Genomic DNA, 23326 nt, shown 5'->3' with positions numbered 1-23326 from the left:
TACCCTTATATGATGAACTCCGGTTATTGAAGGGAGGACTTCATGTGAAAAAACCGCGAATAGCGGAATGGACCGAGCTGCGGGGCATGGCCTTTCTGGCGATCGTCATGCAGCATAATATCGCTGAGTATATCTATCGCGCCGATATTGAGCAACCGGATTCCATTATGCTGACGATGATTTATCATCTGACCCGATTCGGTACGCCAACGTTTGTATTTCTATCGGGCGTCATGTTGTTTTACCATCACCGTAACGCCAAACCGGATTATCCTCGCTTCATTCGAAAGCGATTTGGCGATATCTATATGCCGTTTGTCGTATGGACACTCGTCTATTGGCTTGCTGTACGTGTGTTCACCCCCGCATTCTGGCTTGCTGGCATACCGGATATGCGCAGTCTTGTTCGTGAACTATTTATACCACAGACGGGATATCATCTCTGGTTTGTCATTATGGTGTTTCAGTTCTATATCCTGTTCCCCCTGTTTTGGACAGGAGCAAAAGCCATTCAGAGACGTATCCAAAACGTCATTCGTTTCACGCCCATGCAAGTTAGTGTGGCACTAATTCTCTTTGCAGCTGCATTCTACGCCCTCCTTATGAAATGGTCGTATTATAATATGGGGGGATGGACAGAATCCATGTCCGAGCCATGGTCAACATTGCTGCAATATCGCTCCTATTCATGGGTGATGTACTGGTTCTACTTTCTGCTGGGTGCCGTATGTGCCTGGTCAGTGGATAGCTGGAGGAGTTGGACCACGAAGGTACTGCCATGGACAATCTGTCTGTTTGCAGGGATGTATGTATGGCTTGGTTATGATGTGCTGCGTGGGTCTGGGGATGTGGTTAATCTGAATATCTCCACCTATCTGAAACCAACCACCTTCCTGATCATTATGGCTCAGATGCTTATGATGTATGGTTTCCTTGTACTGATGCGGGGCAAAGATACACGGTTTCAGCGCCTGTTAGCCTGGATTGGCCGCTATTCGTTTGGTGGATATCTGGTTCATGCACTGGTGATCTATGCGATCGCTTACGTAACCAGACCGCTTCAACTCAGTGGATGGCATCTGCCTGTGACGTTGCTATCGTTCCTTGTAACGGTTGGTATGGCCCTCGCAATCAGCTGGGCACTTTCCAAACTTCCCGGCTCACGTTTTACTGTAGGCTTAATGCGCAAACCACGTTTAACTCCCAACCCATCAGCTGCTGTAGACCAAAGAAATTCACCTGAGCGAACACCTTCACCCGGCGCAACGCGTAGTCCGGGAACGAGTGAACCGGTTTAAAGCAAGAAGAGCGTCCCCTCACGGAGACGCTCTTCTTTATTTTACTTCGCTCGAAGTTGATCTTCCAGGAACAGGTTCCTGGGGACCTGGGGCTGGATGCACCTTGCCCTTCTGATTCACAAACCTCTTCAGATCACCCGTTAATTGTTCCTTAAGCTTGTCCACCAATTGCGTCTCGCTAATGCCTTTTGCCTGAGCAATCTCAGCCAGGGATTTCCCTCCCTGAAGCTGTTCGTGCAGTTGAGCAGGGGTGATTCCAATAAACCGGGCAATTTCGCCCTTATCTACCATGGAACGTTTGCCATGATGGGCAAATTCACGGCGCAAATCACGAAGAGGGGTATTGATTACCTTTTTTAGCTTGGTATCCATGTCCGCCTTCGTGGCTGCAGCTTGTTCCTTGGTGAGACACCCTTCTTCTACAGCTTGATCCAGACGCTGTGCAAGTGTAGGCTTCAGCTTCTGCAATAACTGATCCTCACTAAGTCCCTTACGCTCTTTGGCTATCTGTGACAATGTCTTGCCGAGTTCCATCTGTTCTTTCAGATCCCGGAGTCCAATCCCAAGCAAGTCTGCCGTTTCACCAATCATGAACAGACCGTGTCCTGCCTCCATGCATGGCTTCGCTGGTTTGCCGGAGGAAGAAGCTTGTGACGTATCGTCATGTTCCTCGGCCCGAACCATTGAATCGGCGAATGCTACATGTCCTGTTGCTGCTGTTATGACTACGGCTGCCAATCCGGCTGCCATCCATGTTTTCCATTTCAAATTCATTTTTCTGCCGCCTTTCCGATGTCGAAATCCTGTGCCTTCCTAGTTTGAGCCTAAAATCCACTTTTTTATGCCATAAAATACAAAAAGTCATCATTTTTCTCACAAATGATCACAAAAAATCCTATTTTTTTCATTTTATTTCCGCTATACTAGATGTAACTTCATGATACAGTCGAACAGTCCTGAGTTACCTTATCACAGGAAGGACGAGAGATAACGATGCGGAGAGATTGGTTAAATCCGTTTAGATCCGATCTGGAGGTTGTGTTCGCTTCAGCGGAACAACTCGTACGGAAATATCCCGAACCCTTGTCAGGACATGCATTGGAGCAACTTCATTCGGTTAATCCCCTGTTACGAGATTCGGGTCACAGCTATATCGGATACATCACTCCACTCTGGATGCAGCAATCAGATCAACTCCCTCAGGAGAAAGCACACCAATTAAGTACAGCCTGTCTTATTCACATGTTATATTTTCTGAATCAGGACGACGTGATGGATGAACAACCGGAGAATGCCACACTGAAGTTATCCCTCGGTAATCTATACTACATGGATGCGCTTCAGGCTTACTCGGTATTATTCGATCCTTCCTCCACGTTCTGGGTCTATTTCAGACAATATGTAGTGGATTGGGCCGTGAGTGTTACGGGTGAACATTCCATTGATTATTTCCAGCAGCATCCCTTGTTGATTGCTCAAAAGGCTGCCCCACTGCTCATTGGAGCCACGGGAGCACTCCTTCTGCTGAATCAGTCCAACCGGATAAGCCCGGTATGCGCTGCCATCAACATCACACTTATGACACTTCAGATGACCGATGACTTCACAGACATACAACAAGATGCTGTGCATGGAAACTACAACAGCTACCTCTCCCACATATCCGCAGCACTGGAGCACAACTATCCCACTCATCCTCTTAGTGAACGTATACATGACAATGTATACAACACACAACTCATGAACTCTTACGTTGACATTGCTTATCACTATAATCGTACATTAACATCGTCTAACTTAGGAATATCGCATCTCGAGGCGTTTGATTCTTATTTATGCAGCACTTTAGTACAAGCTGTTCAGGACATTACACAACGGAAAAAACAGCTCCTCCAAGGCGGGTTTCATCACTGGATCAGCGAACAACAGTTGGAATTCTGAGCATCAGGACTACACTGATTCAGTTTAATTTCAAATATGAAGGGAATGTTGACGATGATGGTATCAGAGAAAACGTTGCATGAGGATATTATTGAAAAGGCTTGGACTGACGAGCAATTCAGACAACAATTGCACTCCAATCCGAAGCAGGCGCTTCGTGAAGCTTTCGGTATCATAATTCCGGAGCACATTCAGGTACGTACCGTTGAGGAGCAGCAGAATGACTATGTGCTTGTCATACCTCCCAATCCTTCCAAAGTGAATTATGATGTGAATTGCGGACCTTGGCGAAGTTAATTCGGGTGAGTTAATTTGGTAAAGTAAGAAATCAGGGGTGGGAACAAAAAAAGCCGCTGTATGCTTCTGTGAGTTCGTCATTCGACGAACTCGACAAAAGATACAACCGCTTCTGTTCCTACCCCTTTGGTGCTTGTAAAGTTGATCTGCCCTTGCATTGCTTCAACAATTCGGAATGTCACCATCATGCCCAGACCTGTGCCTTTAATTTTATTGGAGAAATAAGGCTCGCCCAACCGGGAGAGTGCTTCCTCGTCCATTCCTTCTCCGTTATCCCTGACATGTACCTTAATCATTCCATCCTGCTTGTACGCCCAAATATCAATCTGGCCTTGCCCCTGCAGTGCTTCAATGCTGTTCTTGATGATATTGATAAAAGCCTGCTTGAACTTCGAGGAATTACCCCGAATATATAAATCTGGCGGAATGTCGGTTGTGATTTTGCCACCTTCCAGATTAGCCATGGGTACTAGAATGCCTTCAATATGATTGAACTCATCCGAGATATTAAGCGAGATAATATGGTCAAACTCAGGTTTGGCAAAGGTAAGAAAGTCCGTTATGATGCCTGAAGCCCGATCGAGTTCCTCCAGTGCAATACGCACATAGCCCTTGTTTTTGTTGTCTTCCTGTTCGGTCATAAGTTGCAGGAATCCTCTTGTCACTTGAAGCGGATTACGTACTTCATGGGCAACGGAAGCAGCCAATTCACTAATAATCTCCATCTTCTCCGATCGCTGCAACTCATTGTTGAACAACTCCAGTTCCTTGGAATACTCTAGAACTTTGGTATGTTTTTCGGCGAAACGACTTCCGAGAATGGCAATCAGCGAGATTACAAATGCAACCATGGACCATTTCCACCATAACAGATGATACGTCCCACTCCGCTGATAATACCACAACAGTTCAGCCACACTGATCAAGGCAAATGTACCGAATCCAGTCGCAAGCAGCATGGCTTCCCGATTCCGTTGCAGTGCTTTGGCGATGGTACCCACCAACAGGATGGTCAGCAGGATGACCAGCACAATGCCGACCACACGCTGTACGAGCAGATTATATAACATGTCCCATTGTCCGCCTGAAATAACATAAATAAATAGAGAAAACACAGCGACAGCTGAATATATGAATTGTATTTTTCGCAGTTTGGTGAAGATCCCGTGCAGTCCTGGCCCGATAATCTGTTCAAAAAAATAACATAAAGCAGGCATACCCAGCAGCATTGCCAGATCAAAAACTACAGAATACAGATCACCATATACTTGATAGAATGTATACAAAAATTGCGAGTACGTGATGATCATTGTGCCGATTGACCCCATCACCATGCAGAGTGAAATCCATAATCCCTTATGGAATTTGCCAAGAAAGAACGTACAACTCAGCATCGTGATCGCGGTGAAAACAAAGGTCGCGCCCAAAATGACATCAATAAGCCCGTTATGGATATATTTTTCCTGCAACGCGGCATAAGGTCCAACCTGAACAGTACCCTGTATGCCCAGACGACCTTTCTCATTTTGCGACCATACATAGAGCGTGTCACCCGAATTTTCGCTGGATAAGGGCAGCAACACAGCATTATTATCATAATTGTAATGGTAGTTCTCGTAGACCTTGCGGTCCTCCAGATAGATCACAATATGATTGCCTTTAATGTTCTCAAATCGAATGGCAGAACTTTCCTCAGTCAATTCAGGGATGGTCAGGCGAGTCCATAAGGAACTCGATTGATCCGTGTTGCTATACTCCAACTTATCAATACCCTGCTTTTCCCATATCTCGTCTGCTCTCTTAACCTCATTGATGAACCCTTGATCGTCAACGTTCCCCCATTTTACTTCCCATCCTGTAATGGATACAGGCTGCTGAATCGCTCCTGTAGTCGCAAAGACTATTCCATGTGGCATACCTAGAATAATCAATACACTCATCCATAAGATGACGATAGCTTTGGGCACATTTTTCATTCACAGCACCTCAAAGTTCTAATTTTACCTATCTTAGATTCTCTCATTTATCATTCGCCACCGTTTGTCACGTCACCTTCTTGAGATCAAATGAAATTTCACATTTAAGTCGATTTATAGTCTTATTTCCAATTTATTGTTAAAGATATTCAATTACCCTCGCAAGTCTTCGAACTGGTTTACTATCATTTCCCGTTCTTTCTGTTCAACTTGACTGCGGAATTCAAGCCACTGCTCTGTCTCCTCATCATCATAGATGGTCCATATGTCGGAAAAAAGGAAATCCCGCAACTGGACAACTTGCCCGGACCATATACCGCCTACCCAAAACAAACCATCCGGACGACGGATGACAGTACGGGAGAATCCGGGTGTGGATGCCTTTTGCCCGATACGTATTCGTGTGATCATATTGCCCAGTGTGAACCAGTCCATTTGAGATCCCTCCCTTACATATTCACGCTTTATCATAACATAGGCAAAACAGGAAAAGCTGTAAAAACGGTGACCGCGATTCAATCCTTTGTTACGGGTGTAATGGTTTCTCAAAGCAAACAAACACACTAAGGAGATGATGGAAATGAACGAGCCACATCGTACGGTTGAAGTGGAACATAAGGATGTTCAGCATAAATCCGATTCAAGTATGGTCGCTTCCACATTTATTAAATATGCCGCTTATATCATTATCTTTTTCGGATTCTTATACTTCTTGGTTAAATATGTATTCCCCAAATTCTAAGGCATTCATATCGTAGCCAACACCCGGGGATAATAAGCTTTGCAAGATTACAACACGAGTGCTTTGGGTAACTACGGGGTAAGAAGCTTTGGACAACCGATAATGAAAGGAAGTGTCAATCATGTCTGACAAACCAATTAGTAATGAAGAGAGCGACCGCTATTATGACCGTTATCAAAGGTCCCGCGATATTCCAGCAGAGACGGAAGTTCCCGTAGGAGATATGGATACCTTTGATGAAGTTTCCGGCAGACGTATTGTAACGGGAGATTCGGATCTGACACCCGTAGCTGCGACTGCTATGGAAGAGCCGGAATTGGATTCACGGTTGGCTGAGACACCGCTGGAATCTGTACCGGATGCAGACCTTCTGCAACCGAACAGTCCAGTTGATCCTGCTGCCCCCGATCCGGATGCACTGCATGGTACCGATCTGCTCAATGGTGCTGGTGCGGATGCGAAACCAGAGAACGACATTCCCCCACGACATTAATGGCTGTTATGACATCCTGAATGAGGAGGTGCATACACGATGAAGGAAGATCGCCATAAGGATGTGCAGAAACCGGATAATCTCGTAACCGAACGAGACATTGACCCGAATTTCGGACTATTCACTGAGGACTCCTTCCCCGAAGCGCTTGAGGATGAGGATCAACGTGATGCCGTGGAGCATGCCATTCCCAAAGAGAAGGCTTCTCGCAAGCCCTCTTCCGATGATCAATAATCACTTGGACAATGATCATTCCAGACTTACAGAAACCTCTTGTAAAGGGGTTTCTTTGGCGTTTAATCACAGATTCCTAATCTGGCAGTATAGTCAAAAAAGTGCCCTTCCATTATTATAAAAGATACATATTACAAAAGTTATGACTGGTATGAAGGAGAATGAGTATATGATTCAGTCTATCGTACATATTGCATTGGTTGTGAAAGATTATGATGAAGCAATAGCATTTTATACAAAAAAGTTGAACTTCACATTTAAACACAGATGACTTTTGGAGAGATTGTAATGAGATGGTCTCTAGAGGAATCGAATTTGTTAGAGCCCCCCCAAGAACAATCTTATGGAACAGTAGCTGTTTTTAAAGATTTATACGGGAATTTGTGGGACCTGTTGGAAATGAATGAGGATCACCCCATTTCCAAGCGTGTGAAGTAATCACCAAGCTTCCAAGATCAGACTTGGATGGACGTGTTATACACATGTGCCCAAATTCCCTGCTATCTGAATATGTACCAAAGAGAGATGACGACTGTATGCTTACAGTGCCATCTCTCTTTGCATTTCTATAGAGTATTTAATACCTGTTCCAGCTGTCATCGCTTTGCGGGAACTTTACCTGCTCCAGGCAGCTTGTGATCCAATCCCGACCACTTCGCTACAATCGCAGTGATAATCAGTGCAAGTCCATTAATGATAAAAATCCAGCGTATCGGCAGCCAGCCACCGAGAACCCCACCAATAATCGGTCCCGCCATGGTCCCGATCTGGGCAGCGGACTGATTCAGACTAAAGGCTCTTCCCCTGAAACTCGATGCGGTAGCCTGCACAATCATGGCGTTAATTGCCGGAAATACAGCCGCAAAGAATAAACCATACACAAATCGCAAAATGCCAAAAGCGATATAACCGGTTGTAAAGAACTGCAGAAGATTCCCTACAGCCCCACCGACCAGTCCAATGATCAGCACTTTACCGTATCCAATCCTTGAACCAATCTTGCCCCAACGGGGTGCCATAATAACTGTCGCTACTCCCACCGCTGAAAAAATAATACCCGAGCTGAGTGAAGCACGATCCGGCTGAACACCCATTTCCATCACATAGACTGTCAATAGTGGCTCCAGAATCATGACGGAGAAGGTACATATGCCCATCATGCCAAGCACCGTCATAAACAATCGGTTCGCTCTCGCTTCACGGATGTCATCCATGACATGGGAACGAGCTTTATTTCGATTAAAGTTCTCTTCTTTTACCCAAAAGGTTGCGATGATAGCTGAGACTAATACAACAATAGCCGAAAACAAAAATGCATTCCGGTTTCCATAATAGTGACTCACCACGCCACCAATTAACGGTCCAATAATACCGCCAGTGGCTCCTGCAGTAGACATAATCCCCAGTGCATAACCGGTCTTCTCTTCAGGTGTATTCGTGCCTACCAAGGCAATCGCTGCTGGAACAAACCCGGCAAGCAGTCCCTGAAACAATCGAACAACAATGAGCGAATAGGGGTCCTGCACAAAATAATTGATGAAATACAAGACGGCAAGGCTGTATCCCGACCGGATCAGCATGGGCTTGCGACCGTATTTATCAGCCAGTGATCCCCAGAACGGAGACACGAGCGCACTCGCGAGAAACGTAATGCCGAAGGCCAGTCCCGACCATAACTCCAGGTGATCACGAACCCCCAAGTCCGCACTTAGAAACAGGGGCAAAAATGGGATCGAGATGGAATACGCCGTGCTGCAAAAAAATACACCAATCCACAATATGACCAGATTTCGCTTCCACGAGAAGTTCATATACCCGCACGCCCTTTCCGTTACTGACGCCGGGACTGCCGTGTATTGGAGCGGACGGAACAGACCCGTACGTCCCCGATGCGGAAGCATTTTCCTTATTTTACACCCATCATTCCATGAAGGCCATCCCTTGTTCACCATAACCACACGTATTGCATTGCCATTCTGTCCACAAAAACGGTATGATAGTTGGGTAAATATCCAAATATGATTTGGAGAAAATATATCATGCAGAGATGCAAGGAGGAACGTTTTCATGTCTTTACGGTGGAAAAAAAACACAGTAGTCTCGCTGGTTCTCGCGATGTTGCTTATAGTTATTAGTGGTTGTGGACGTCCTTCGAGTGGCGCTACGGAAACACCAGCCCCAGTTGAACCAACGGGTCCCAATCCGATAGCTACCATTGAAATGGCCGATGGACAGAAGATCGTCATTGAGCTATATCCCGAAATTGCACCCAATACGGTAAATAATTTCATTTCCCTTGCGAATAAAGGGTTCTATGACGGCCTGATCTTTCACCGGGTCATTCCGGGCTTCATGATTCAGGGTGGAGATCCAGAGGGCAATGGCCGAGGCGGCCCTGGGTATGCCATTAAGGGTGAATTTACATCCAATGGTCACAAAAATCACCTGAATCATACCCGTGGAGTCATTTCCATGGCCCGTGGAGATAATCTGGACTCAGCTGGTTCCCAGTTCTTCATTATGCTTGCTGATGCTGATCATCTGGACAATGCCTATGCTTCCTTCGGTAAAGTAACCGAAGGTTTAGAAGTCGTTGATGGTATTGCAGCTCAGAAAATAAGCAAAATAAAAGACAAACCCGATACCGATCAAGTCATGAAAAAAGTTACGGTGGATACCCATGGTCTGGAATATCCAGAACCGGTAAAAATGCCTTAATGAATTCTAAACAAAAAGCTCTGTCCTGTGCGAAAACGCAAGGCAGAGCTTTATTTAATGATTCTAATGATAGCGGTTACATATATGACTTTATAAAAAATGACCTCTTCCGGCATCATCCTCAATACATCCATCCCATCAAACGTAACCAGCCGATAATCGCAATCCATAACGGGCAGCTAAAGGCAACACCCCATGCAAGCCCTTTCAGTAAACCACGGTTTACTTCCACGAACAACGACTCCTTTCTCTAGGGAATAGTCGCAGTATCGGTAATAGTATATGATTTTATACCCGATTTCATTCGCCACGCAACCCTCATTTTCCTGCTTTTGTTCCGCAGTTTCATGGAATGCATTACGGGAACCTGATATACTATGACTACTGTACGATAAATGGAACCTGATTCATGTTTGGAAAGGAGATTTTCCTATGGCAAAATCCAAAAAACGCCCCCCTGCTCCCAAAGCAGCGGCACAGGATAAACCTACAACACTGAAAGATCTGCTAAGCAGTGATGTGCTGGAGAAACTGAAAGCTCAGGCAGATGAGGCAAAGGCTGCCGAGGCGGCACTTAAAGAGCAGGAACGTCAGCAAGCAGAAGAAGCTCGCCAAGCGGAGCAAAAGCGCCGGGAGAATGACTTCGAATATCTGCTCAATAACAGCGCTATGGACTGGAAGAAACATAAGTAAGCCAGGGCATGATCTGAGGGTGTCTACTCCCTTCCACCTGCCAAAATAAAATTGCAAGCAGACAGATCATGAATCTGATCTGCTCACAGAACAGGACCGCATTGCGGTCCTGTTCTTTTTGATATGGACACGTATGATTCACCAGTCTTGAGCCGGGTATGTAGAAGTAGAGCGTACAACGAAATCTAACCCATACGGAGGGATCAGAGATGACTGAACAACGTTTGGAAGGCAAAGTCGCGATTGTAACTGGAGGTGGATCGGGTATTGGTCAGGCTACCGCTATTCGTTTCGCCGAGCATGGAGCCAAAGTGTACATGCTGGATCGTACACCCGAAACTGCAGAGGAAACAAAACAGATGATTGAAAAGGCTGGCGGAGAAGCGTATGTGATTGAATGTGATATCTCCAAACCGGACAATGTGCAACAGGCGATCAACCAGGCCGCGGCTGAAGCCGGCAAACTGGATATCATATTTGCCAATGCCGGCATTAACGGAACAATGGCTCCGATTGAAACGATGGAAATGGAGGACTGGGATCAGACGATGGAGATCAATATGCGCGGAACATTCGCAACCGTCAAATATGCCATCCCCCATCTGAAAGAACATGGTGGCAGCATCATTATCACCAGTTCCATCAACGGTAACCGGGTCTTCTCAGGAATCGGTTTCTCTGCATACGCTTCCAGCAAGGCAGGACAAACTGCGTTTACGAAGATGGCTGCACTGGAGCTGGCACGTTATAAAATCCGTGTAAACGCCGTCTGCCCGGGAGCCATTGATACCAACATTGACGATAACACCTACCCATCCGATGATCTGAAAGAAGTACAGATTCCTGTAGAATTCCCTGAGGGTCATGAACATCCGCTTAAGGGCGAACCCGGAACGTCGAAACAAGTGGCGAATCTTGTGCTGTTCCTCGCTTCCGATGAAGCCTCTCATGTTACAGGTACACGAATTTACGTGGATGGTGCGGAATCTCTGCTCCGTGGATAAAACATATCAATATAAGTTGCCCCAATTCAGGGACAACGCCCAAACATCCCGCAAGCGATCTGATCCGGTCAGATTACTGCGGGATGTTTTATTTATAGGAAGTTTATAATTCGGCGCAGTGGCAATGTCAAGCATCATCGCTATACCGCTGAGCTTTTACCTTTCTTCACACGATGATTCATCCGGTCTGGAATGGCAAAGAGCAAAACGTACATCAGCGAGAACAAGACTAGCGCAAGTATCTCTTCCCCAAGAATATATATGGGATACGGACCTAGCATATCAAGCACCGAGGGTGTACTCGGTTTATATCTCAAAAACATGTAATTCGCGTCAAGCATGACATCTACAACGTATACGACTAGTGCCGCCACATTCACAAATATCATCGAACCTGCTACAGATCTCCAGCTGGGCTTCAGCTGTTCCACCCAGGTCATGTAGAGTAAAGCCAGAATGATACAGGCATGAGCAACGAAAAATTGAATGAATCGAAAATGTGCATATCCATAGCCGAGATTGGGAGTCAGGATCGCCATTAGAGCTCCAGCAATGCCTGCAAACAGCAGTGCAGAATGTAACAGTCGACTGCGTGTCAGTAGTAGCAAAGCAGATAATAACAAAGACAGACTGCATAGTTCGAGTGGCAGTGACGTCTGCAGGCTCCATACGCCGCCATATATGTACCAGAGCTGCAACACGATTTCACAGCCGAACATGACACAAGCAAGAACAATCCGCAGTGTACGGCGTGCCCTCTCTGACCAGGACCGAAGCCGATGTCGAAGCAAAAACAACAGTATAATCAATGCTGTAATTAAGCTAATGGTTACGATATGTGAAGTGGAGAACAGAATAAAAGGCTCTGCATCGTAAGGGTCCAGCCATGGTGGATACGCCATACCTCTTCTCTCCTTTGAAGTCATCTTACCAACAGTATCTCTCTTTACTGTTAACTTTTTCATTTTGCCATTGAATGAAAGAGCTGTCTAGTTGGAATTCTAAATAAGCATTGTAATTTAAATATCTTTATGTTAAGATAAATTCAGAACAAAACAAACAAAAAGTTAGTAACTTTCATAATCAAAAATCATTTAAAAATACACTCAAAATTTGTTCAACTGAACTGGAGGAATAATTATGCAAATCAAAGGACTTCACCACGTATCCGCTCTAACAGCACATGCCGATCAGAATTATCGTTTCTACACCAATGTCATGGGTCTGCGACTGATCAAAAAAACAGTTAACCAGGATGACGTGTCCGTCTACCACCTCTTCTATGGCGATGAGAAAGGCAATCCAGGTACAGAACTTACCTTCTTCGAGATTCCGATGGCTGGACAGACTCGTGAAGGCGTGAACAGCATCTCCGCAACGTCACTGCGTGTCCCAACTGATGCGGCACTTACGTACTGGCAGCAACGATTTGACGAATTCGAAGTTCCGCATGGAGAGATTGTTGAACGCGGCGGTCGTGCCACGCTCTCGTTCACAGACTTTGAAGGACAACGTCTGATTCTGGTCTCGGATGAAAACAATTCAGGTGTCGCTGGTGGTAAACCATGGGATCAGAGCCCTGTGCCTGCCGAGTATGGCATTATAGGTCTTGGCCCTATCCATCTTACGGTAAAAGATGCTTCTCTTACCGCTCCGGTTCTTACCGAACTGCTCGGTTTCAGAGCTAAAGGAAGTTACCCAGCCTTTACTCCAGGTCAACCTGATGTACTCGTTTTTGAATCCGGTGAAGGTGGCAGCGGCTCCGAGGTGCATGTTGAGGAACGGAATGACCTTGCCCAAGAGCGTCCTGGACGTGGCAGCGTACACCATGTTGCGTTCCGTGTGGATAACGAGGAAGAACTGAAACAATGGGTGGAACGGGTTCGTAACTTCCAATTCCCTAACTCCGGTTTTGTAGATCGCTTCTACTTCCGCTCCCTGTACTTCCGTGAAGCAAACGGTATTCTGTTCGAACTTGCAACCGATGGTCCGGGATTTGATACAGACGAAGAATTGGAGCATCTGGGTGAATCGCTTGCTTTGCCTCCATTCCTTGAAGGTCGCCGCGCCGAGATTGAAGCTAATCTCAAACCGCTGGATACCGTCATTCGTTAAACATAAAAACGATTATCACAATGTATGTTATGGACTTGATCCAGCAACACCATCGTTGATAATCGTTTTTTATTACGTCTATTTTATTTAACCAAGTATGATGTGGTAAGAGGCACAAACAGCGATGAACCCGGATCTTCAGATACAATCTCGACATAGACAGCGTCTGTACCTTTAACATCCACATCTAGACTCATCATACCGCTTTCTGGAGTGATATTGAACTTTTTGAGTGTCGCGAGATCCTGATCATAGATATGAATCTCCTGATTTCCTTTCAGCGCGGCAAGTTCCAAGTGCAGAGAAGAATACTTTTTACCCGTATTAATCTGGATATCATCCCCCTGTTTCGTAGGATCATTATGCAGATAAACATCCTTGTAATCCTTGCCTTTATATGTGGTATCCTTAGGATCTTTGGTGTGCCAAGCGGTAGAACCCAGTACGGATGTTCCAAGTGCACTCAGCGTTACTTTTCCGTTGGTTACGGGCGCAGATCCATTCGTTCCACCGATCAGGACGGAAGAAGTTGCACCGTCATAATTGATTTCAGTTCCAAGCAGTGTTCCAACCGCACGAACTGGCAAATACGTTGTTCCGTTGTACGTAATAGGCAACACCGTTTTACCATTGGCATCCTTCGCTGTCACGGTCTCGCCATTCAGTTTCAACGTAATTTTGCTATTCAAATACGCTTTAATCTGTTCCAAACCTGTTGCTGCAAGTGCACCTGTCCCGATCCCAAGCGTTAGTGTGCCTACCATCAAACCCATTACAACCTTCTTCTTCATCCAAATCCCTCCTGAACGTTAAATGATTAGTCCTTTATACATTTAAACGACTAAAGTGATAATGTCAATTGTTAACTGCATTTTTAGTCCATATTTCCTATCAGTAGGCAGCACAAAACGAGGCTGTGTGTCCCGATTTTTTTTCAGCCTCGTCCTGTTCCCTGCTGCCTATCAAGGCAGAAAGGCAGATATTCTTTATACATGCTTGTCTGGCAGAACTTCACTTTCATCAGGAGACCTGCCAACCCTCGTCACACCAGATGTCTATATGACGCTATCAATCAAAGGATTCATAATATTCTTCTTCATACACTTCCATGCTGTATTTCAAATTCGCAACCTTCCACTCGCCATCCTGATACTCATAAGCGAATGTTAGATCACCAGCATATAAAGCCGCACCGTAAGATCCTGCTGCGGATACGACAAGTTGGCCATTCTCCACGCTGTAATAGGTTACTCCACCGAATTTCAACTCTTTGTTATATACGCCGCCACTCGTATCTTCTTCAATCTGTAAAGGTTCTGCTTGAACGCCATCAACAGTGACATCCACATCCACACGGTCTGAGCTAACCGTAACTACCGACTTCACATGCTGTTTCGCAATCTCATCCAGAGATTGCATCTTCATCTCTTCGAGCGTTACCGGATTAATGATACGTGCTTGTCCCAAATAAATACCTGTTCCATGTCCTTCCGTGTACAAAACAACGATCTCTTTCTGGCCGTCGCCATTCAGATCCAGCTCGTGCACTTCGGGTTTGTACGACCCGCCTTCTCCCTGCCAATCACCAAATTCTCGCGTCTTGCCGTCCACTTCCAGAATCATGCCGTTATATATATATCCTGAACCCTCAACTTTCATGGGGTATAATCTGACATTCTCATTCTCTGGAGCTACTGAAACGTATTCCTCTTTCACGGGGATCGATTCCTGTGTTGTCTTTGCTGCGTCATGCAATTTATCTATATTGGAAGCCTCGACCACTGCGGTCTGGCTGGATGGATCATCTATATTAAGCTGTTTTTGCGATTCATTCATGGTTCTGGCAGCCGAAGTTGTACTTATCGTAGCCACCGCCAAAATAATCATCAGCAGGATACCTGTCCAAGTTTTCAATATACTGGGCTCCTTTATCTGTTGTGATAATCCTATTATATCTTCATTTATCGCCCGCAAGTTGCGAATTTGTTAATCTTTCATAAAATAATCTTTACAAATTTCCGTTTTCACGAAAGAACGTTCGGTTTTAACCAGAATAAGCAAATTCTCATGCCAAAATGGTCTTCAAAAAAGCAAAAAAAATCCCGAACACAGCCTAAGGCTGCATCCGGAATGCTTTGGTTTTGTCCAATAACCGATCGGTTAATTGTCTCAGTTCTTCAGCCGAGGATGAAATCTCCTCCATGATGGCTGTCTCTTCGTGTGCGGCATCCATAATTCGTTTCGCTTCATCCGAGAACGATCCGGCTTTCCCCTGGATCTTCTTCACATGACCATGTGTTTGTTCCACACGTCCCGTCTGCTCTGCAATTTTGGAACCGATATCATGCGCACCCTTCATAAATACTTCCACCGTGCCCGTCAGCTCATGCAACGTCTGATCCACAGAGATGGTCCGCTCCGATTCATTAACCACGAGACCATGCTGCTCATGAGACAGTTGTGCCGTCTCCCTGATCCGCTGCTGCACACGACTAATCAGTTCATTAATACGATGTACCGATTCTTTACTCTCGTCCGCCAGCTTGCGAATCTGCTGCGCCACGACTGCAAAACCAGAACCTTCTTCGCCAGCTCGTGCAGCCTCAATGGAAGCATTCAGGGCAAGTAACCCTGTTTCCTCAGCAATATTTTTGACAGACTGGGTAATTACCTCGATATCAGAAGCTTCTTTCTCCAGTAACAGCATAATATCGCGTGAACGATTGTGCGACTCGGCCAGCTCGTCCATGCCTTTCATCAGCGATGAAAAAGTCTGTTTGGTATGATCCACCGACCGTTCCATCTGACCAGACATCTCTGTCATGTCCATGGACTGGCCATGCATACGCTGGAAATCGTTCAACATCTCATCCGCAGTGATCAGAGAATGATGGGAAGTGACCTTCTGCTCTTCTACGCCTACCGCAATATGATCCACCGCTTCTGACATCATCTCGATCTGCTCCGCAGCTTGGGTAATTGCTTCACTAAGCGACTGTGCATTCTGTGATGTGGTTCGTGTGCTATCCGCGATATCGTTTACAATACTTCTGAGATTAGAAACCATTACACGAAAAGCATCATATAATACCGTAAGTTCATCCTGTGTACGCCGCTGCGGAATTTCTGTTGTCAGATCGCCAGATGAAACCTGTTGCGCCGCACGAGACAGATGAACAATCGGACGAGTCAGCCATCGCGAGGCAAACCACCCGAGGATCCCATTCCAGCATACCCCCATGATCAGGATGATCGATATGTATACCCAATTTGGAATATCTAACGTAATCCAGTCTTTGACAAAAAATATAAAAAAGCCGCTAGTTCCGTACGTAATAATCGAAATCAGTACCAGACCTGCGACAGTCTTTGCTCCTAAAGTCCATTTCATGTGCACACCCCGTAGTCCTTTTTTCCTATTTTACCAATCAAGTACCAAATTTCATGTGACATACATCACTGAAAACGTTCTATCCGCCCCATATTTAACGTTTATGCATGACTTCTCTACCATGAAGCGCATAATGTATAAGACAAGCTTAGCCGCCCCTCCCTTTCTTATAAAATAGAATAATATTCCATTTTAAATCCCTAATTTTATTTATTATCGGCACAAGAGGCCAAATGATTTAGATTGGCATCCATTTTGCTTAAATGATATACTGAGTGCGCTTCGGCATTGCCGGAGTTGACCTATTTATTGGATGCCACTGGAGGCGAACGAAATGTCTACTATGTCCACAAGGACGGAGAAAGATTTTATCGGTGAAAAAGAAATTCCGGCTTATGCCTATTACGGCATTCAGACGGTGCGGGCCGTGGAGAACTTCCCGATTACCGGCGTTCCGGTACACCGGGAGCTGATCACGGCTCTGGCTGCGGTGAAAAAAGCAGCGGCAGTTACAAATATGGAACTGAAAATGCTGCCAAGCAAAATTGGCGAAGTGATTGTCATGGCAGCTGAAGAAATGATGAAAGGCCATCATCTGGATCATTTTATTGTAGACTCCATTCAGGGCGGTGCAGGCACCTCCATGAATATGAATATGAACGAAATTTTGGCCAACCGCGGGCTGGAACTGTTAACCAAAAGCAAGGGAGACTACTTCCATTGCAATCCCAATAATCATGTAAACATGTCCCAGTCTACCAATGACGTGGTACCTACAGCACTGCGCATTGCGGCGTACCGTCTGTCGGAGACGTTACTCGCTACCATGAAACGACTACAGGATGCGTTCCATAAAAAAGAAGAGGAATTCAACGATGTTGTCAAGGTTGGCCGTACCCATCTTCAAGATGCTGTGCCTATTCGACTTGGACAAGAATTCGGGGCTTATGCCCGCGTCATCGGACGGGATATCGAACGTCTTGAATTCGCCAATCGCCGCTTGCTTACCATTAACATGGGTGCAACTGCGGTAGGTACAGGACTTAATGCGAAACCCGAATATATCGTCAAGGTTACGGAACACCTGTCTGATGTTACCGGTCTCCCTCTACAAACAGCTGAAGATCTCGTGGATGCGACACAGAACACGGATGCTTATCTGGAACTTTCAGCGGCGCTGAAAGTATGTGCGGTCAGTCTCTCCAAAATCTGTAATGATATTCGTATGATGGCTTCAGGTCCGCGTGCAGGATTCAATGAACTGCGCCTGCCGCCGCGTCAGCCAGGTTCGTCCATTATGCCCGGCAAAGTCAACCCCGTCATGGCGGAAGTCATTAACCAGGTATCCTTCCAGGTAATGGGGAACGACCATACGATCTGTATGGCTTGTGAAGCCGGTCAATTTGAGCTGAATGTCATGGGCCCAGTTATAGCGTTCAACTTGCTGCAATCCCTGAAAATCATGAATAATGGCATTGATGTCTTCACACGTTATGCCGTAGAAGAGATGGAAGCCAACCGCGAACGCTGCGAAATGATCATGAAGCAGAGCTTCAGTGTCGTTACGGCGTTGAACCCGCACTTAGGTTATAATGTGGCGGCGTCCATCGTGAAGGAAGCACTGAAGACTGGACTTTCCCTGCAAGAGATTATTCTGGAACGCGGACTGTTGACCCCGGAAGAACTGGAAGAGATTCTTCATCCGGAGCAGATGACCACGCCAGGCATTGCCGGAGAACACTTCCTGCGTAATATGGAACGTTTGTAGGAACTCAGGAAAACTACTATAGGGATCTAAACACCAATAACAAGAACCCCCGCAGACCGTTCATCCGGTTCGCGGGGGTTCTTGTATTCAGAGATGATAAGACGTCGGCTCTTCAATTAAACCCATCGTTTACGCTCTAAGGAAGGCAGAATCTGAAGTTCCTCCCTGTACTTGGCAACCGTTCTGCGGGAGATGACAATTCCTTCCTCGGCGAGCAATGTGGTCAAGCGACTATCCGAGTAGGGTCGCTGCGTCTGTTCCGTGCGAATGATTTCTTTTAATCTTCGTTTCACTGCTGATGCTGATGTTTTACCCCCTGACGTTGTACTGATTCCCGAGGCGAAAAAAGCCCTGAGTTCATATACACCATATGGAGTGTGGATGTACTTACCGTTAACGGCACGACTTACCGTTGATTCATGCATGCCAATCTTCTCTGCGATAACAGCCAGATTAAGCGGTTTTAGCGCGGATGGGCCTTTCACCAAAAAGGGCTTCTGCTCTTCCATCACAGCCGCCAGCACACGCACCAATGTTCTGCGTCGCAGGTGCACACTACGAATGATAGTCCTCGCCTCTGCCGCGCGGGCAGACCAGATTTCGTCAGGTGCCTTTTCCCTGATCCAGCGGATGCACGCTTCGTTCATCCATACACGAGGGTTACCTGCCGCATGCAGGCTAAAATGGGCCTCACCGTTACGCAACCCGACAATAGCATCCGGAATAATGTAATGTGGACGTTCCGTACATCCGATGGATCGACAGGGCTTGGGGTCAAGGCCTGTAATATAGTCATAGGCAACCTGGGCTTCCCGTGAAGTCATACCTAATCGGCTCCCTGTTCTACCTGGGTGAAAAGGAACCAGTGCTTCCAATCCCGCTTCCACCATCCGCTCCGCATGCAAGGCAGCCGATGGGTCACGTCGGATCTGGAGCAACAGACATTCCTGCAGATTTCGTGCTCCTACCCCAGCAGGGTCCAGCGACTGGAGAAGCTCCAGTCCTGCTGTAACCTCGCTCATCGGTAGCCCAAGTGCTGCTCTCACCTCTGCCAGTTCAACCGTTAGATATCCATCATCATTTACACAACCTGCCATATATACCGCCATATTCTCCAATTCTTCCGGTAGAGGCGTCACTCGAATTTGCGCAATCAGCAATTGTTCCAGTGTAGGTTCTGCACCTTTAACCTGAAGCAGCGGATCGTAGGAATCATACCTGCGTTGATCCATTCGCCGTGGAATTCGGGCAAACGGCACAGCTTGTTCTTCCAGCTCAAGAATTGGATTTTCCTCCGCTGCATCCTGCAAATAACGGGTCAGATCCTGACCAGACATGGTTAGCAAATGAAAGGATTGTTTCATCTCCGGCGTGATGGACAGCCGAATACGTTGTTCCTGTACCAACTGAACACCTAACATCCGTTTCCCTCCTTATGCGTTGCTGGGATAATAACATACTAATCAAGCGAATGTAAGAAGTTTTTGGTCAAATCATGCGTTGCTGTCTTAGTATTTCTCCGATACCAGCTTCGCCTGTGTAAAGAGCAAAAGATAGTCTCTTCCACCCGCCTTGGAATCCGTGCCTGACATGTTAAATCCGCCAAATGGATGCGTACCTACAAGTGCTCCGGTACATTTCCGGTTGAAATACAGATTACCCGCGAAGTACTCGCGTCTGGCCTGTTCCAGATGTTCCCGATTACGCGAAATCACCGCGCCAGTCAGTCCATAGTCGGTATTATTGGCGATATCCAATGCGTCCTGGAAGGATTCTGCTTTGATAAATGCCAGCACGGGTCCAAAAATTTCATCCTGAGCAATCCGGGCTTTGGGGTCCACATCGGCAATTATGGTTGGTTCAATGAAATAACCTTCAACGTTCCCTGTACCGCCACCATGCACAAGACGCCCCTCACCCTTGCCGATCTCAATATATTCCGTGATCTTTGCATAGGCCTTGTCATCGATAACGGGCCCGACCTGACTACCTACTTCAAGCGGACTGCCCATCGTCAGCTTCTGTGTCCGTTCAATCACCTTTTGCAATACTTCATCATATACATCCTTATGAATAATGGCACGGGAACACGCAGAACATTTCTGTCCCGAGAAACCAAATGCCGAAGCGGTAATGGACTCTGCCGCGAGTTCCAGATCACTGTCACTGTCTACGACGATGGAATCTTTACCGCCCATCTCTGCAATAACCCGCTTGATCCACTTCTGACCTGGAGCTGTACGTGCTGCACGTTCATTAATCCGCAGTCCTACATCTCTGGAACCGGTGAAACTGATAAACCGGGTGAGCGCATGATCCACCAGATAATCGCCCACTTCACTGCCTGGTCCCGGTAAAAAGTTCACCACGCCATCCGGCAGGCCAACTTCTGCGAGCAGCTCCATAAACTTCGCGGCAATCACCGGAGTTGTGCTGGCGGGCTTTAATACCACCGTGTTGCCGGATACCAGTGCAGCCGAAGTCATGCCTGCCATAATCGCCAGCGGGAAGTTCCAAGGTGGAATGACAACACCCACGCCCAGCGGGATATAACTCAGTTCATTATCTTCCCCTGCAATCCGTACAAGGGGTTGCGGTTCACTCAGTCGCTGCATATCCCGTGCATAGAATTCCATAAAATCAATGGCTTCCGCTGTATCCGCATCAGCTTCAGGCCAGGTCTTGCCGGCTTCATAGACCATCCATGCGGAGAATTCATGCTTGCGACGGCGCATGATGGCAGCTGCTTTGTATAGATAACGAGCCCGTTCATTCGGGTCCGTATGTTTCCATGAGTGGAATGTCTCCGCTGCCGTCTGAATGGCCTTTTCGGCCAATTCCTGATCTGCCTGATGGATCGTTCCAACAATCTGATTCTTGGCTGCGGGGTTCACGGACGTTAACGTGCGGCTGCTTGTTATTTTTTGCCCACCAATAATAATCGGGTATTCCTGCCCAAGTTCAGCTTCTACCTGACGAAGTGCGTCTTCAAATGCTTCCTGGTTCGCCTGGACCGCAAAGGGTGTGAATGGTTCGTTAACAAAAGGGATATTCATGAATGATTCCTCCTTCAGGATGTGGGGTTCGCTGGCTGCTCGCCTGAATTAATTTGCATGGTTCTCATCACCAAATATATGTAGCAAAATCCGTGCCAACTCCGGTTGGAACTGAAATATTTTTCTTATTACATTTAACTAAAAAAATAGTAGAGCCTCGCCAAATCTGGCACACTTCTTGCTTCTGTTAAGGGATACAAAAGCATGATTCAACCGAGCCTGAATCGAATGATGCACAATGCTGAAGGAGGAAACGAAAATGAGTGTGGGAACGGAAATATATCGCAAAACCCTATTGACCGTGGCAGGCAACAAAGCCGTAGAGAACCTGTCCATCAAATATGGCAAGAAGCTTGCAGGCAAGTTCATTGCAGGAAACACATTGGAAGAAGCGCTCGAAGAAATCCGCATACTCAATCATAAAGGCATCATGGCAACGCTCGATCATCTGGGCGAAGGCATCACCCGCCTGAGCGAAGCGGCATTATACAGGGATGAGTATGTACGACTGGTGGAGGGCATTGCACGTGAAGGGGCAGACTCCAACGTCTCGCTGAAACCTACCCAGATGGGCCTCGCACTGGACCCGGAAGAAGGCTATCGAAATATCCGTATCGTTGCTGCGCAAGCCAAATTGCATGATCTATTTGTCCGAATTGATATGGAGGATAGCCCATTTACCCAAGCGACCCTGGATCTCGTACGAAGACTGCACGCTGAAGGATTAAACAATACAGGCACCGTATTGCAAGCTTACCTTCATCGTACGGAAGAAGATACGCGTGATATGATTCGGGAAGGCATTCGGCTTCGTCTGGTAAAAGGTGCATATAAAGAACCCGGATCAGTCGCCTATCAGAATGCTTCCGAAGTCATTCATCAATTCAAAACGATGATTCGTAACCACCTCGATCAGGGTGTATACACTGCGGTTGCCTCGCATGATGATCACATCATTAACTGGACAAAACAATACGCCAAGGATCGGGGAATCTCGCCGGATGCCTTTGAATTTCAGATGTTATATGGTCTGCGCATGAGTGAACAGGAACGTCTCGCCCAAGAAGGCTATCGCATTCGTTGTTACGTACCTTATGGCACCATGTGGTATCCATACTATACCCGCCGTTTGGCCGAAAAACCGGCTAATCTCTGGATGGTCGTTAAGAATATGTTCCGTTAAATGATAACCATGCTCTCCTGTTTTTTTTGGGAAAGCATGGTTATTTGAGCTATAAATTGAATTCTCATTCTTTAACACAAGATCCATTCATATGTCTAAAATTTAAGAAACCTCGAATTGAAATGTCTAATATAATGGACACTCTCTGTACCTGTTCAACCTCGTTCAACCCCCCGCGGTCCTCTTTCCTCCGGTCTGACGGCTCTATCTAGCACAAATAAATACGTCAGGTTTTATAACATCAAATCCATTTGGAACCTCTATATTCCAGCTACAGACAACACTTCTCCTCATTAAAATTTCATGTAATCGCATACATTCAAAAGCGAAATCTTATTTGCTGAGTCCAACATCCCAACCTGTACAACGGATGTCAAAAAATATATACACAACTACACCAGAACGTTATAATATACA

The 23326-nt window shown here is 46.3% G+C and carries 22 protein-coding genes and 1 pseudogene; 13 read left to right on the top strand and 10 right to left on the bottom strand.

All coding sequences use genetic code 11. From position 1 onward, the window contains the following. Positions 1–44 precede the first annotated feature (44 nt). Complete coding sequence (locus ACTHPG_RS01320) at positions 45–1298, top strand: acyltransferase (RefSeq protein ID WP_440387283.1); 1254 nt, start codon at positions 45–47, stop codon at positions 1296–1298. A gap of 36 nt (positions 1299–1334) precedes the next feature. Here the strand turns inward: ACTHPG_RS01320 and ACTHPG_RS01315 are convergent, their stop codons facing one another. Then, complete coding sequence (locus tag ACTHPG_RS01315; RefSeq protein WP_440387282.1) at positions 1335–2072, bottom strand: hypothetical protein; 738 nt, start codon at positions 2070–2072, stop codon at positions 1335–1337. Positions 2073–2291: 219 nt separating this feature from the next. Here ACTHPG_RS01315 and ACTHPG_RS01310 point away from each other — a divergent pair, with 219 nt between their 5' ends. After that, positions 2292–3239 carry a hypothetical protein gene (locus ACTHPG_RS01310; RefSeq protein ID WP_440387281.1) on the top strand — a complete coding sequence of 316 codons (948 nt, stop codon included), beginning with the start codon at positions 2292–2294 and terminating at the stop codon, positions 3237–3239. Positions 3240–3293: 54 nt separating this feature from the next. Beyond that, positions 3294–3536, top strand: a complete 243-nt coding sequence (locus tag ACTHPG_RS01305) for an NHLP leader peptide family RiPP precursor (RefSeq protein ID WP_440387280.1) — start codon at positions 3294–3296, stop codon at positions 3534–3536. 77 nt (positions 3537–3613) lie between these two features. Here the strand turns inward: ACTHPG_RS01305 and ACTHPG_RS01300 are convergent, their stop codons facing one another. Both ACTHPG_RS01300 and ACTHPG_RS01295 read right to left on the bottom strand, forming a co-directional pair. Next, the gene (locus ACTHPG_RS01300; protein ID WP_440387279.1) at positions 3614–5512 is read right to left on the bottom strand and encodes an ATP-binding protein; all 1899 of its coding nucleotides are present in this window, start codon (positions 5510–5512) and stop codon (positions 3614–3616) included. Positions 5513–5665: 153 nt separating this feature from the next. Beyond that, positions 5666–5947, bottom strand: a complete 282-nt coding sequence (locus ACTHPG_RS01295; protein WP_278296496.1) for a hypothetical protein — start codon at positions 5945–5947, stop codon at positions 5666–5668. A 145-nt stretch (positions 5948–6092) separates the two neighbouring features. Here ACTHPG_RS01295 and ACTHPG_RS01290 point away from each other — a divergent pair, with 145 nt between their 5' ends. From ACTHPG_RS01290 to ACTHPG_RS01275, 4 genes and pseudogenes are all read left to right on the top strand, one after another. Then, on the top strand, positions 6093–6254 hold the full coding sequence (locus ACTHPG_RS01290) for a hypothetical protein (RefSeq protein WP_017690239.1): 162 nt from the start codon (positions 6093–6095) through the stop codon (positions 6252–6254). A 121-nt stretch (positions 6255–6375) separates the two neighbouring features. Next, complete coding sequence (locus ACTHPG_RS01285) at positions 6376–6747, top strand: hypothetical protein (protein WP_440387277.1); 372 nt, start codon at positions 6376–6378, stop codon at positions 6745–6747. A gap of 39 nt (positions 6748–6786) precedes the next feature. Next, positions 6787–6981, top strand: a complete 195-nt coding sequence (locus tag ACTHPG_RS01280) for a hypothetical protein (RefSeq protein WP_440387276.1) — start codon at positions 6787–6789, stop codon at positions 6979–6981. Positions 6982–7150: 169 nt separating this feature from the next. After that, positions 7151–7419, top strand: a pseudogene (locus ACTHPG_RS01275) (VOC family protein). 158 nt (positions 7420–7577) lie between these two features. Here ACTHPG_RS01275 and ACTHPG_RS01270 read toward each other — a convergent pair. Further along, positions 7578–8792 (bottom strand): MFS transporter, encoded by a 1215-nt coding sequence (locus ACTHPG_RS01270; protein WP_440390067.1) that lies wholly within the window; start codon positions 8790–8792, stop codon positions 7578–7580. 256 nt (positions 8793–9048) lie between these two features. Here ACTHPG_RS01270 and ACTHPG_RS01265 point away from each other — a divergent pair, with 256 nt between their 5' ends. The 3 genes from ACTHPG_RS01265 to ACTHPG_RS01255 all read left to right on the top strand — a co-directional run bounded on the left by ACTHPG_RS01265 (position 9049) and on the right by ACTHPG_RS01255 (position 11396). Further along, positions 9049–9699, top strand: a complete 651-nt coding sequence (locus ACTHPG_RS01265) for a peptidylprolyl isomerase (protein WP_440387275.1) — start codon at positions 9049–9051, stop codon at positions 9697–9699. Positions 9700–10131: 432 nt separating this feature from the next. Beyond that, the gene (locus ACTHPG_RS01260) at positions 10132–10392 is read left to right on the top strand and encodes a YqkE family protein (protein WP_440387274.1); all 261 of its coding nucleotides are present in this window, start codon (positions 10132–10134) and stop codon (positions 10390–10392) included. 209 nt (positions 10393–10601) lie between these two features. Continuing rightward, a complete protein-coding gene (locus ACTHPG_RS01255) occupies positions 10602–11396 on the top strand; it encodes an SDR family oxidoreductase (RefSeq protein WP_440387273.1) in 795 nt (264 codons plus the stop codon). A gap of 140 nt (positions 11397–11536) precedes the next feature. Here the strand turns inward: ACTHPG_RS01255 and ACTHPG_RS01250 are convergent, their stop codons facing one another. Next, the gene (locus ACTHPG_RS01250) at positions 11537–12298 is read right to left on the bottom strand and encodes a YwaF family protein (RefSeq protein ID WP_440387272.1); all 762 of its coding nucleotides are present in this window, start codon (positions 12296–12298) and stop codon (positions 11537–11539) included. Positions 12299–12536: 238 nt separating this feature from the next. On the opposite strand from ACTHPG_RS01250, the gene ACTHPG_RS01245 reads away from it, so the two are divergent. Next, entirely contained in the window at positions 12537–13511 is a 975-nt protein-coding gene (locus ACTHPG_RS01245; protein ID WP_440387271.1) for a ring-cleaving dioxygenase, read from the top strand. Between the two features lie 83 nt (positions 13512–13594). Here ACTHPG_RS01245 and ACTHPG_RS01240 read toward each other — a convergent pair whose 3' ends face one another. From ACTHPG_RS01240 to ACTHPG_RS01230, 3 genes are all read right to left on the bottom strand, one after another. Next, the gene (locus tag ACTHPG_RS01240) at positions 13595–14302 is read right to left on the bottom strand and encodes a stalk domain-containing protein (RefSeq protein WP_440387270.1); all 708 of its coding nucleotides are present in this window, start codon (positions 14300–14302) and stop codon (positions 13595–13597) included. A gap of 277 nt (positions 14303–14579) precedes the next feature. Continuing rightward, positions 14580–15425, bottom strand: coding sequence for a hypothetical protein (locus ACTHPG_RS01235; protein ID WP_440387269.1), 846 nt, complete (start codon positions 15423–15425; stop codon positions 14580–14582). Positions 15426–15624: 199 nt separating this feature from the next. Next, a complete protein-coding gene (locus tag ACTHPG_RS01230; RefSeq protein ID WP_440387268.1) occupies positions 15625–16902 on the bottom strand; it encodes a methyl-accepting chemotaxis protein in 1278 nt (425 codons plus the stop codon). 334 nt (positions 16903–17236) lie between these two features. Here ACTHPG_RS01230 and ACTHPG_RS01225 point away from each other — a divergent pair, with 334 nt between their 5' ends. After that, a complete protein-coding gene (locus tag ACTHPG_RS01225; RefSeq protein ID WP_440387266.1) occupies positions 17237–18670 on the top strand; it encodes an aspartate ammonia-lyase in 1434 nt (477 codons plus the stop codon). A gap of 116 nt (positions 18671–18786) precedes the next feature. Here ACTHPG_RS01225 and rpoN read toward each other — a convergent pair whose 3' ends face one another. Next, positions 18787–20091 carry an RNA polymerase factor sigma-54 gene (gene rpoN / locus ACTHPG_RS01220; RefSeq protein ID WP_440387265.1) on the bottom strand — a complete coding sequence of 435 codons (1305 nt, stop codon included), beginning with the start codon at positions 20089–20091 and terminating at the stop codon, positions 18787–18789. 87 nt (positions 20092–20178) lie between these two features. Continuing rightward, entirely contained in the window at positions 20179–21726 is a 1548-nt protein-coding gene (gene pruA, locus ACTHPG_RS01215; RefSeq protein WP_440387264.1) for an L-glutamate gamma-semialdehyde dehydrogenase, read from the bottom strand. A 259-nt stretch (positions 21727–21985) separates the two neighbouring features. Between pruA and ACTHPG_RS01210 the strand changes: the two genes are divergently transcribed. Then, positions 21986–22909, top strand: a complete 924-nt coding sequence (locus ACTHPG_RS01210; RefSeq protein WP_440387263.1) for a proline dehydrogenase family protein — start codon at positions 21986–21988, stop codon at positions 22907–22909. Positions 22910–23326 lie beyond the last annotated feature (417 nt).

Source organism: Paenibacillus sp. SAF-068 (assembly GCF_051967555.1).
Lineage (GTDB): Bacteria > Bacillota > Bacilli > Paenibacillales > Paenibacillaceae > Paenibacillus.
The sequence above is the reverse complement of the archived record's forward strand: the minus strand, read 5'-3'. Positions and strand labels throughout refer to the sequence as shown.

Excerpts from the sequence above, each read along its gene's own strand:
- ACTHPG_RS01295 (WP_278296496.1), bottom strand. The coding sequence starts at position 5,947 with ATGGACTGGTTCACACTGGGCAATATGATCACACGAATACGTATCGGG.
- ACTHPG_RS01240 (WP_440387270.1), bottom strand. The coding sequence starts at position 14,302 with ATGAAGAAGAAGGTTGTAATGGGTTTGATGGTAGGCACACTAACGCTT.
- ACTHPG_RS01250 (WP_440387272.1), bottom strand. The coding sequence starts at position 12,298 with ATGGCGTATCCACCATGGCTGGACCCTTACGATGCAGAGCCTTTTATT.
- ACTHPG_RS01290 (WP_017690239.1), top strand. The coding sequence starts at position 6,093 with ATGAACGAGCCACATCGTACGGTTGAAGTGGAACATAAGGATGTTCAG.
- ACTHPG_RS01315 (WP_440387282.1), bottom strand. The coding sequence starts at position 2,072 with ATGAATTTGAAATGGAAAACATGGATGGCAGCCGGATTGGCAGCCGTA.
- ACTHPG_RS01245 (WP_440387271.1), top strand. The coding sequence starts at position 12,537 with ATGCAAATCAAAGGACTTCACCACGTATCCGCTCTAACAGCACATGCC.
- ACTHPG_RS01300 (WP_440387279.1), bottom strand. The coding sequence starts at position 5,512 with ATGAAAAATGTGCCCAAAGCTATCGTCATCTTATGGATGAGTGTATTG.
- ACTHPG_RS01310 (WP_440387281.1), top strand. The coding sequence starts at position 2,292 with ATGCGGAGAGATTGGTTAAATCCGTTTAGATCCGATCTGGAGGTTGTG.
- rpoN (WP_440387265.1), bottom strand. The coding sequence starts at position 20,091 with ATGTTAGGTGTTCAGTTGGTACAGGAACAACGTATTCGGCTGTCCATC.
- ACTHPG_RS01260 (WP_440387274.1), top strand. The coding sequence starts at position 10,132 with ATGGCAAAATCCAAAAAACGCCCCCCTGCTCCCAAAGCAGCGGCACAG.
- pruA (WP_440387264.1), bottom strand. The coding sequence starts at position 21,726 with ATGAATATCCCTTTTGTTAACGAACCATTCACACCCTTTGCGGTCCAG.
- ACTHPG_RS01225 (WP_440387266.1), top strand. The coding sequence starts at position 17,237 with ATGTCTACTATGTCCACAAGGACGGAGAAAGATTTTATCGGTGAAAAA.
- ACTHPG_RS01285 (WP_440387277.1), top strand. The coding sequence starts at position 6,376 with ATGTCTGACAAACCAATTAGTAATGAAGAGAGCGACCGCTATTATGAC.
- ACTHPG_RS01255 (WP_440387273.1), top strand. The coding sequence starts at position 10,602 with ATGACTGAACAACGTTTGGAAGGCAAAGTCGCGATTGTAACTGGAGGT.
- ACTHPG_RS01210 (WP_440387263.1), top strand. The coding sequence starts at position 21,986 with ATGAGTGTGGGAACGGAAATATATCGCAAAACCCTATTGACCGTGGCA.
- ACTHPG_RS01230 (WP_440387268.1), bottom strand. The coding sequence starts at position 16,902 with ATGAAATGGACTTTAGGAGCAAAGACTGTCGCAGGTCTGGTACTGATT.
- ACTHPG_RS01270 (WP_440390067.1), bottom strand. The coding sequence starts at position 8,792 with ATGAACTTCTCGTGGAAGCGAAATCTGGTCATATTGTGGATTGGTGTA.
- ACTHPG_RS01305 (WP_440387280.1), top strand. The coding sequence starts at position 3,294 with ATGATGGTATCAGAGAAAACGTTGCATGAGGATATTATTGAAAAGGCT.
- ACTHPG_RS01265 (WP_440387275.1), top strand. The coding sequence starts at position 9,049 with ATGTCTTTACGGTGGAAAAAAAACACAGTAGTCTCGCTGGTTCTCGCG.
- ACTHPG_RS01280 (WP_440387276.1), top strand. The coding sequence starts at position 6,787 with ATGAAGGAAGATCGCCATAAGGATGTGCAGAAACCGGATAATCTCGTA.